The sequence below is a fragment of the uncultured Campylobacter sp. genome, assembly GCF_938017615.1.
Classification (GTDB): Bacteria; Campylobacterota; Campylobacteria; order Campylobacterales; family Campylobacteraceae; genus Campylobacter_B.
Map to the genome: position 1 here is coordinate 1 of NZ_CALIJA010000211.1, position 9,397 is coordinate 9,397.

The 9,397-nt window shown below is 48.0% G+C and carries 8 protein-coding genes; 6 read left to right on the forward strand and 2 right to left on the reverse strand.

Going from position 1 to position 9,397, the window contains the following annotated elements:
* Window positions 1–341 precede the first annotated feature (341 nt).
* Window positions 342–3,764, reverse strand: a complete 3,423-nt coding sequence (gene ccsA, locus Q0620_RS10620) for a cytochrome c biogenesis protein CcsA (protein WP_298785121.1) — start codon at window positions 3,762–3,764, stop codon at window positions 342–344.
* Between the two features lie 309 nt (window positions 3,765–4,073).
* A complete protein-coding gene (locus Q0620_RS10625; protein WP_298785124.1) occupies window positions 4,074–4,565 on the reverse strand; it encodes a CreA family protein in 492 nt (163 codons plus the stop codon).
* Between the two features lie 98 nt (window positions 4,566–4,663).
* On the opposite strand from Q0620_RS10625, the gene Q0620_RS10630 reads away from it, so the two are divergent.
* From Q0620_RS10630 to Q0620_RS10655, 6 genes are all read left to right on the forward strand, one after another.
* Window positions 4,664–6,034 (forward strand): phosphomannomutase/phosphoglucomutase, encoded by a 1,371-nt coding sequence (locus Q0620_RS10630; RefSeq protein WP_298785126.1) that lies wholly within the window; start codon window positions 4,664–4,666, stop codon window positions 6,032–6,034.
* Window positions 6,031–6,276 (forward strand): CmeU family protein, encoded by a 246-nt coding sequence (cmeU, locus tag Q0620_RS10635; RefSeq protein WP_298051192.1) that lies wholly within the window; start codon window positions 6,031–6,033, stop codon window positions 6,274–6,276. The genes Q0620_RS10630 and cmeU overlap by 4 nt, the downstream gene beginning before the upstream one ends.
* A complete protein-coding gene (locus Q0620_RS10640) occupies window positions 6,269–7,282 on the forward strand; it encodes an alanine racemase (protein WP_298785129.1) in 1,014 nt (337 codons plus the stop codon). The genes cmeU and Q0620_RS10640 overlap by 8 nt, the downstream gene beginning before the upstream one ends.
* A complete protein-coding gene (locus tag Q0620_RS10645; RefSeq protein WP_297916495.1) occupies window positions 7,279–7,992 on the forward strand; it encodes a LemA family protein in 714 nt (237 codons plus the stop codon). The genes Q0620_RS10640 and Q0620_RS10645 overlap by 4 nt, the downstream gene beginning before the upstream one ends.
* 16 nt (window positions 7,993–8,008) lie before the next feature.
* Window positions 8,009–8,602 (forward strand): hypothetical protein, encoded by a 594-nt coding sequence (locus tag Q0620_RS10650; RefSeq protein WP_298785131.1) that lies wholly within the window; start codon window positions 8,009–8,011, stop codon window positions 8,600–8,602.
* A partial coding sequence (locus Q0620_RS10655; RefSeq protein WP_298785132.1) for a TPM domain-containing protein occupies window positions 8,599–9,397 on the forward strand: 799 nt, incomplete at its 3' end. The genes Q0620_RS10650 and Q0620_RS10655, both read left to right, overlap by 4 nt.

Genomic DNA, 9,397 nt, shown 5'->3' on the forward strand with positions numbered 1-9,397 from the left:
GTTAGCTGAAATTTTAAAATTCTAGAATTCGTCGCACTTCCGTCGTATGAAAAAATTCCACTAGAAGTAAAATTTAAAACATTAAAATCCCGTAGCGGTGCAAATTCCAAATCATTAGAATTTTACGACGTCTTAAAATTTCAAGCATCAAAAATTCTGTCGCGATGCAAAATTTTAAAATTTAGCGCAATCGCGAGCCGTAAAATTCTATAAAATTCTGTGGGGTTTCAAAGCCTATCCAAAATTTAAAGATAAATTTCATAAATCCATAAAGCCTCGGCAAGCTGCGAAATCCGGGCGAAATTTCAAAATTATTATTCTAAAATTTGAGCCCCACCTATCTAAAGTCTAGCCGATTTGCCCGAGCGGAAATACGCTCCGATTGCAAGAGCCACCATCGAAGCGATCATCACATACGCCCAGCCTGGCACCGGGATGCGCTCGCCGCTAGCGTAGGAGTGCATACCGCTTAGGTAGAAATTTACACCAAAATAGGTCATTATGACGCTAAAATACGCAAACATCGAGGCTACGGCAAAAGCGAATTGATTATTGAGCTTAGGCATAAACCTAAAATGCACTACTACCGCGTAGATCAAAATCGTAATGAGCGCCCAGGTCTCCTTCGGATCCCAGCCCCAGTATCGCCCCCAGCTTTCGTTCGCCCACACGCCGCCTAGGAAGTTGCCGACCGTCAGCAAACAAAGCCCTAGGATCATCGACATTTCGTTGATATGCGTAGCCTCCGTGATATTGCGAGCGATTTCGGGGTTTTTCTTATCGAACAGAAACATCACGAGGGTAAAAATTCCAAGCAGCATGCAAAGGCCTAAAAACCCGTAGCTTGCTGTGATTACCGAGACATGGATCGTAAGCCAGTGCGATTTTAGAACCGGCTGGAGATTGGTGATCTGCGGATCGATGTCGCTAAGATGCGCCACCATCAGCGTGATGCCCGCCATTATCGAGGTAAGCGCCAGCGAGATTGCAGATTTGCGTGAGAAAAAAATGCCGCTTAGCGACAGCGCCCACGCGATATAGATGAGTGATTCGTAGGAGTTGCTCCACGGCGCGTGCCCCGAGACGTAGCCGCGCAGCGCAAGACCCGCGGTATGCGCGATGAATGCGACGATATTTACGATATAAACGAGCTTAAACGCGCCGCCTAAGCGAAGAGTGGGCTTCATCATCCGCAAAAAGATAAAGATCAGAAGCAAAAATCCCGAGATAGTGTAGATCGGAAAGAGGCGCTTAAAAATTTTAGCCTTATTAAATAAAATTTCATATTTTATCGCGCTTTCGCTAGGCATTAGGTTTGCGCCGTTTTGTGCCTGGTATTTTTTGACGTAGCTTAGCATCTTTTCCGCGCCGCTCCAATCCCCGCTTTCTTGGGCATAGACCACGGACGAAACGAATATTCCCATCATCTTTTTAACTTCAGCAGATTCGTTTTGATCCAGCGCATCGCCTAGATATAGCGGCGAAAGCCACTCGTTATTTTTAGCGTTCTTAACCGGAATAATTCTAAAATAATCCCCCATAAACGCCGAGTAAAAGACGTTTACGCGCTCGTTTACCTTGATGATCTCTTTATCTAGCACGCCACGATTGCCCAAAGGCTTGCGGTTGATCTCCTCGACCATTTTATCGAGCTTGTAGTAGCTCTCGCCGCCTTTAAATTCAAAAAAATCCATCATGCTGGCGTGGCTTTGCTTCTCATCCATACCTAGAATTTTCTTAAGCTCCGGCTCGCTAACCTTGATAATCGGCGCACGCCTCCAGTAGCTTTGATTTAGCATAAACGAAAGCGCAGCGGCGTTATGGTTTAAAATTTCGCCATTTAGCGCCTTGTAGTTGTCGGCGCGGTAAATTTTATTTAAAAGCTCCCTAGAAACTGTATCAAAAGGCTCCATTCGCCCATCAAATCCCTGAATTACGAGGCTTGCTAAATCCTCACTAAATTTAGGATCAAATTTCGGCACGGCTAGCTCGCCTCCCATAGTAGAAAAATTATGCGGCGGGACGGAGTCTTGCTCCGCTGCAGATTCTTGCGAAACGGAGCTCTGCTTGGAATTTTCGGCGGCGGAATTCGGCGCGGAATTTTGCGAAGCCGGATCTTGCACACTAGCCGAGCTTTGCGGCGCGGAATTTTCTGCGGCTGCGTTTGAGGCAGAATTTTGCGAAGTAGAATTTTGAGTCGTGGAGCTTTGTTCGGCATTTGCTGTGATAGGATACAATGCGCTCAAGCTCAAAGCCAATGCGCCTACAAATGCTAATGCTGCGCCTTTAGTGCCGCGTCGCGATTTTTTGGCGCGTTTTGATGCAGAGTTTTCTGCGGAGCTTGCGGGCACCGAGCTAGACGCCGAATTTTTAGAATTTACATCTTTTTCTCGAGCAAGATGCGTATTTTCGCTGATTAAGCGCGAGAGCTTGAAAAAGCGCGAGCCCCGATTAAAAAAGTTAAAAAACATCCCTACGCAAAGCAAAAAATAGCCGATGTAAGTTGGAACTTTGCCGGGGTCTTTATTGACCGAAAGCACGGTACCACGCTCATCCGTGTCGTATGAACTTTGGAAAAATCGGTATCCGCCGTAATCGAGCACGTGATTCATAAAAATATCATAATCAAAGCTCGTATTGCCGTCTTTTAGCGTGATTTCACTTTTATATCCGGAGGGCGAATTGGTACCCGGATAGCGATCCATCACAAAATCGCGAAGCGCGATTTTAAAAGGCAGATGAAGCATCTTTGGCGCCAAAGCTACGATGAAATTCTTATCACCTACCTTGTAGCTAGCACCATGCGAATCCCTAGGTACGTAGATTTCGCGACTCTGCCCTGCAAAGCTTAGTGTAGCTACTACGCCGGGCTCACCCGGTAAATTCGTATCGACTGGGACGAATTTCTCGACCGCGGAGCTAAGTAGGCTAACGGGGGCGAAATTTATTTCGTCAAAGCTGTAAAGCAAGAGATTGCCTAGCGGATTATCCTTGTTTCTCTTAAGCGTCGCAGTGCTCATATCAGCCATTTTAGTGGCGTTTATATCAAGACTTGAGTTTAAATAGAATTTGCCGTCTTTGGATTTTATGTAGATAAAATTCTTACTTTTAGGCTCTGCATTAAAAGTGATACTAAGCTCGCCTATCTCCATGCTTTCACCCGATTGCAAGGAGACGTTTTGACTACCGACATTGTTTGAAAATAATAGTTCCACGCGCGCAGGAGCCTGTCCGGTCGGATCTTGCACCCATTTTAGCTCGCCGTGTTCTATTAGCTCTTTAAATTTTAAATTTGCGATCCTGCCCTCTACGTCTAGATTGAGATCAAAGTTCATCCGTCCCGCGCCGTTTAAAAATTTGCTCTCGTCAGCAGATATAAACTCGCCGTCGCTGCCTAAAGTAAGAAGCTGAACGACCTCGTCTTTAGTCGTTACGATCGAGCTCTCGCTGCCCTCTCTTATATGGATATTGCCCTCAAAGCCGAAATATCTCGTCAAAATCGCTCCAGCAAGCATAAACAAAAAGCTCGCGTGAAAGATCAGCGCAGGTAGCGTGCGAAGCTTAATCATGCGGTAGCGATAGATATTGTAGGTTAAATTTATTCCCAAAAGCACCATCAGCGCGCCAAACCATGCAGTAGAATAAACCATCGCCCAAGCTACTTCCGTACCGTAAGCGGTCTCTACGAAAGTGGCGATCGCACAGGCTAGCGCCAAAATCAGTAGCATCACTGACGCGCACTCCATACTAAAAAATGTCTTCATTGATTTCCTTTAGATTTACGAGGGTTTTCAAAATCGCGAGATTTTAGCAAAAATTGCTTAATTTTTCATTTTACGACTTGCAAGCGCACGCCTACTAGCGTAGCTCAAATATGCGTTAAGATGCTTTTATAAAGCGGTAAAATTCTCTTCTTAGGCATTCGCTTAGGAATTTAACGGCGCGGATAAATTTTGTAAAATGCTGCAGAATTTGGCAAAATTCTATGTAAATTTCATGCGCCATCTCACAGCGTAATTTCTAATTTAGAATTCCGCTGCGATAAAATTCTATCTTTGCGTAATTCCTTCTTATTATTTTTTGCCTTGGGTATATGCGAGCTCGCACACGTCGCCCACAGCTTGGTGGCACGGGATCGCCGAGATCGAGTTATTGGGCGAGCCATCGATCACTTTGTCTGAATAAACCAAATAGATTAGCGAGCCCTGCACCGCGTCGTAAAGCCTGACTACATGGGTCTTTTTGAAGATCAACGAGCTGCGTTTTTCAAAAATATCCTCTTTTTTCAGCTCCTCTTTAATGATGATTTTAGGCGCTGTCTGCACGCACGACACAGAGGCTTCGGAGCGATCCTCCTCCACGCCGATGATCTCTTTGGCGCCGCCTTTTTTGGCATAAGAGACGTAGCAGGTTACTCCATCAACCTTAGGATCTTTAACCGCGATAACTTCGATGCGATCGTCTTTGCCAAAAATTCTAAACGAAGTATTTACGCTACCTACGAGATCGTAATCGCCCGCGCAAGCAAAAGCCGCTAAAATCGCTACTAGAATAAATTTTTTCATAATCATCCTTTGGAATTTTAGCGGCGATTTTATCATTTATAATATAAATATTAAGCAAGTTTTTATAAAATACCGCGATTTAAATTTAAAGGAATTTTATGATCGAAGATATCTTCAGAGAATACGATATTCGCGGCATCGTGGGCGAGGAGCTAAACGAGCGCAGCGTAAAGGCGATCGGCTTTGCTCTGGGCAAACATATCGCAAATTTAGGGCTTGAGCGCGTTAGCGTGGGATACGATGCCCGTCTTAGCGCGGATGAGCTTTTTGGCTATTTCGTAAGCGGGCTAAATTTTGCCGGACTGCGAGTTTATAATATCGGCTTACTACCGACGCCGGTGGGCTATTTTAGCGTATTTACGCATAAATTTGACGCAAACGTAATGATTACCGGCTCGCACAATCCCAAAAATTACAATGGCTTTAAGATCACGATCGGCACGGATAGCTTCTTTGGCTCGGATTTGAAACGCCTAGGTGCGCAGGTGCGGGAGCTGATTGGTTCAAATTTTGAAATTCCAACCGACACAAGCGCCCAGAAGTACGACATCTTAAGCGAGTATCTAGCATATTTTGAGAAAGAATTTGCGGCTCTTAAGGGCTTTGCCGCGCCTTTTATCATTGACTGCGCAAACGGCGCGGCAGGCGTTACGACTACTAAAATCGTCGAAAGGCTAGGACTAAACGCTAAAGTTTTGTTCCCGCAGCCCGACGGCAACTTTCCAAACCACCACCCGGACCCCAGCGAGGAGAAAAATTTAGTGGATCTCAAAGCTGCGATGAAACAAGACGGCGTGGCTTTGGGCTTCGGCTTTGACGGGGATGCAGATAGGATCGCCGTGCTTACGCCGCGCCGCAATATCAAGGGCGACGAGCTAGCCTGCCTGCTTGCTCTAAACATGCACCATCCGCGCATCCTAGGCGAAGTCAAATGCTCTCAAGCGATGTATGATACCATCGATAAGATCGGCAAAAGCTTCATGGGCAAGACCGGCCACAGCAATATCAAAAAGGCGATGAAGGAGCTTGGTATCGACCTTGCCGCCGAGGTTAGTGGGCATATCTATTTTAAAGAGCGATATTTCGGCTTTGATGACGGCGTATATGCGATGATGCGCGTGCTTGAACTCGTAGCTAAAGGATATGATTTAGACGCCGAGCTAGACAAGCTGCCGCGGGTTTTTAGCACCGACGAGATTAAATTTAATACGAGCGAGGAGGCGAAATTTAAGATCATCGAAGCTCTTAAAACTCAAATCCACGCAGGTATCGCGGAGCTGCCACCCATCCGCGATATTATCGAGATCGACGGCATCAGAGTGCGGTTTGATGACGGCTGGGCGCTCGTACGGGCAAGCAACACCACGCCTGTGATCGTAACTCGCTTCGAGGCCAGCAGCCCCGAGTTTCGCGACGAGATGCAGCGCGTATTTTTAGGTAAACTAGAAAATTTAAAGGACCAGAGATGAACGAATCTGAAAAGCAAGAGGTTGAGAAAAATATAAAAGAGCTTTTAGCTGCGAGAGCGGAATTTTTTAAATTCTTAGATGAGCGCGTGCCAAAAATCGCGGATACCGATGTATTTGATTTCGAGCGCGCAGGTGCGGCTAGCTTGAAAGAAGTTTATGCGAAATTCTACGGATACGACTACGCCGCGCGCAAGCTGCTGCCATATTTATACCGCACTTATGGGCTAGACTTCGATGTCTGAGATCATCTTAGATCGCGCCGCTTATGCGCACAATCTAGCGCAAATTGCCGCCAAAGTAGGTGGCGCGGAACGAGTATTTTTAGTAGCCAAGGATAATTCATACGGCCATGGCTGCAGGCTTTGCTGCGAGGAAGCGGCAAAGCTAGGCTTCGTACGCGCCGTAACGCGAAGTACTGCGGAAGCTGCGCAGATTGCGGATTTATTTGATGAAATTTTAGTGCTCTCGCACATTCCGCGCGGGGACGAGGATGAGCGGTTTTGCTACACAATCAACGATATGAGCTACTTCTCGCGTCTTAAACGGGGCGCTAAAATTTACATCGCCGTAGATACCGCGATGCATAGAAACGGCATTGACGCGAGCGAGCTAGATGAAGCGCTTAGGCTGTGCAAGGCGGGGGAGTTTAAGCTGATGGGCTTTTTCACGCACTTTCGCGCAAGCGACGAGCTAAATGGCGACTTTTTCGCGCAGAGGCAAAATTTTATAGAATTTAAGCGGCTCGCGGAGCAAAAAGCCGCCGCCGCGGGCTTTGGAAATTTAAAATTTCATTCGAGCAACTCCGCAGCGATTGAGCGCAGAGCGGGCTTTGAGGATGAGTATGCGCGCGTGGGGATGGCGCAGTTCGGCTACGCGCAGTTTGACGAAAGCTTAGGCTTACGCCGCGTGCTAAAGCTCTATGCCGATCTGATCAGCTCGCGCGTGCTAAAAAAGGGTCAGCGCGTCAGCTACGGCGCGAAATTTGAAGCGCCGCGCGATATGAAGATCGGCACCTACGATCTGGGTTACGCGGACGGATTACTCCGCTACGACGGCGAGGGCGAGCTCGTACTACCAGGCGGCGAGCGGATGCTAGGCAAGATGTCGATGGATAGCTTCTGTGCAGAATTCGGCGGCGAGCGCATCTGCGTGCTGGGCGACGCGCGGGACTGGGCTAAGCGCTTCGGCACGATCGAGTATGAAATTTTAGTCAAATTAAATTCCAACATCCCAAGGAGATTTCAATGAAAGAGCTGCAAGGAGAAAATAACGAGCGTATAGGTTACGACGATAAAGGCTTATCCGCGCGAGGCGAGAGCTTTGGCGGAGGAGAGTATCCGCGCCAAAAAGGAGGGCTTCATATCTTAATCAAAGCTCTAATCGTCTTAGTGATTGCGGCGATTGCGTTTGCGATATTTGCAGTACCCGTTTACAATAAACTCGTAAGTAAAGACGAAGAAGTTAAGGCCGCGTGGAGCCAGGTACAAAACCAATATCAGCGCCGCGCCGATTTGATTCCAAATTTCGTAGAAACCGTCAAGGGCTACGCTAGCCATGAAAAAGATACCTTAGAAGGCGTTATAAATGCCCGCGCTAAGGCAACTGCTGTCAATATCAATGCAGAAAGTTTAGCGCAAGATCCGGAGGCGTTTGCGAAATTTAACGGCGCTCAAGGCGAGCTTAGCTCGGCCCTATCGCGCTTGATGCTGGTAGTCGAGCGTTATCCGGATCTTAAGGCAAATCAGAATTTCGCCGAGCTGCAAAATCAGCTCGAAGGCACGGAAAATCGCATCGCCGTAGCGCGCAAGGACTACATCGCCTCGGTGCAGGAATACAACAAGCTAATTAGAACCTTCCCTACAAACATCATCGCGCGCATCGTAGGACTAGGCGGCGCCAAACCTAGCTTTAGCGCTGATAGCTCAAGCCAAAAAGCCCCTAGCGTCTCGTTTAAATAAACGCTAAGGGAGACAAATGCTAAGCGAGCAGTGCAAGCAAAAAATCCACGAGCTAATCACGAAAGCCGAAGCCGCAAGCGGTGCGCAGATCGTCTGCGTGGTCGCGCGCGAAGCAAGCGAGGACTGCGAATCTAGCTACAGCGCGGCGGCAGTGACGGCGTTTGTGATCGGCATCATTATGTGCTTCGTGCCGCAAATAAGCAAAGCTGAGCTACTGCAGATCGTAGCGCTTAGCTTCATTGCGATTAAAGCTCTGCTAGCTAAATGCCCCACGCTTTTAACTCTAATCACGCCTAAATCTCGCAGACTTCGGCTCTCGGGCGAGTTTGCGATGCAAAAATTTTACGAGCGTTATGGCAGCGTAAAAGAAGCGATAATGTTTTGTGTCTGCGTCCGCGAGCGCTGCGCTCATATCATCTGCGGCGCGCAAGCGGCGGAGTTTATCTCTAAGGGTGAGTTTGAACGTATCACGACAGAATTTAACCCCAGCACGCAAGGTCTTGAGCCTGCCGTTTTAAAGGCGATGGACGCGCTGTGCGAGCTAGCCATGCGAGTGTCTAAAGATAGCGAAAATAACGAGATAGAAGAGACCTTGGTGGAGCTGCGATGAAAGTGGCTTGGAGATTTGCTTTTGCCATAATGGCGCTATTTGCAATAAGCGTCGCCGCACCTAGCGAGTATCTAGCCCATCCAAACGGCACCGCCGTAATTGATGAGGCTGGTATTTTACGCCCAGCCGCAAGAGAGAGCCTGAATGAAATTTTAACGACTTTCGATAAAAATTCCACAAACCAGATCATGCTCGTAAGCCTAAAATCGCTCGGTGGCTACTCTATCGAGGAAATCGGCGTAGAGCAGGCGCGCGCTCTTGGTATCGGGCAAAAAGGGCGCGACAACGGCGTACTGCTGCTTGTCGCTCCACACGAGCATAAAGTGCGTATCGAGGTCGGATACGGGCTAGAGGGCGTGCTAACCGATATGCGCGCCAAGCGTATCATCAGCAATAAAATTCTGCCCTATTTTAGGCAGGGAGATTATGAAAGTGGCGTCATTAGCGGGATTTCGGCGATCATCAGCACGATCGAAGGCGGCGATATAAAATTTGATCCCCTTAACGCCAACGCGCAGCAGGATCCGAGCAACAAGGACTTTGCGATCTTTATGGTGCTTTTTGCGGTCTTGCTTTTTGCGATACTAAGCCGCCGCGTGACGCGCCTCAGAAGAAGCGACGAGGATATAATCTCAAGTGCAGACATCATAAGCGAAATTGCGCGCTCATCGCGCATGAGAGGCGGCTCATCCGGAGATTTTGGCGAATTTAAAGGAAGTGGCGGTTTTAGCGGAGGCGGTTTCAGCGGGGACGGCGGCCGCGTCGTCGGGGCCGGTGGACCAGGTGCACTCAGGT

Coding starts and splice junctions, on each gene's coding strand:
- ccsA (WP_298785121.1), bottom strand. CDS start 3,764: ATGAAGACATTTTTTAGTATGGAGTGCGCGTCAGTGATGCTACTGATT.
- Q0620_RS10625 (WP_298785124.1), bottom strand. CDS start 4,565: ATGAAAAAATTTATTCTAGTAGCGATTTTAGCGGCTTTTGCTTGCGCG.
- Q0620_RS10630 (WP_298785126.1), top strand. CDS start 4,664: ATGATCGAAGATATCTTCAGAGAATACGATATTCGCGGCATCGTGGGC.
- cmeU (WP_298051192.1), top strand. CDS start 6,031: ATGAACGAATCTGAAAAGCAAGAGGTTGAGAAAAATATAAAAGAGCTT.
- Q0620_RS10640 (WP_298785129.1), top strand. CDS start 6,269: ATGTCTGAGATCATCTTAGATCGCGCCGCTTATGCGCACAATCTAGCG.
- Q0620_RS10645 (WP_297916495.1), top strand. CDS start 7,279: ATGAAAGAGCTGCAAGGAGAAAATAACGAGCGTATAGGTTACGACGAT.
- Q0620_RS10650 (WP_298785131.1), top strand. CDS start 8,009: ATGCTAAGCGAGCAGTGCAAGCAAAAAATCCACGAGCTAATCACGAAA.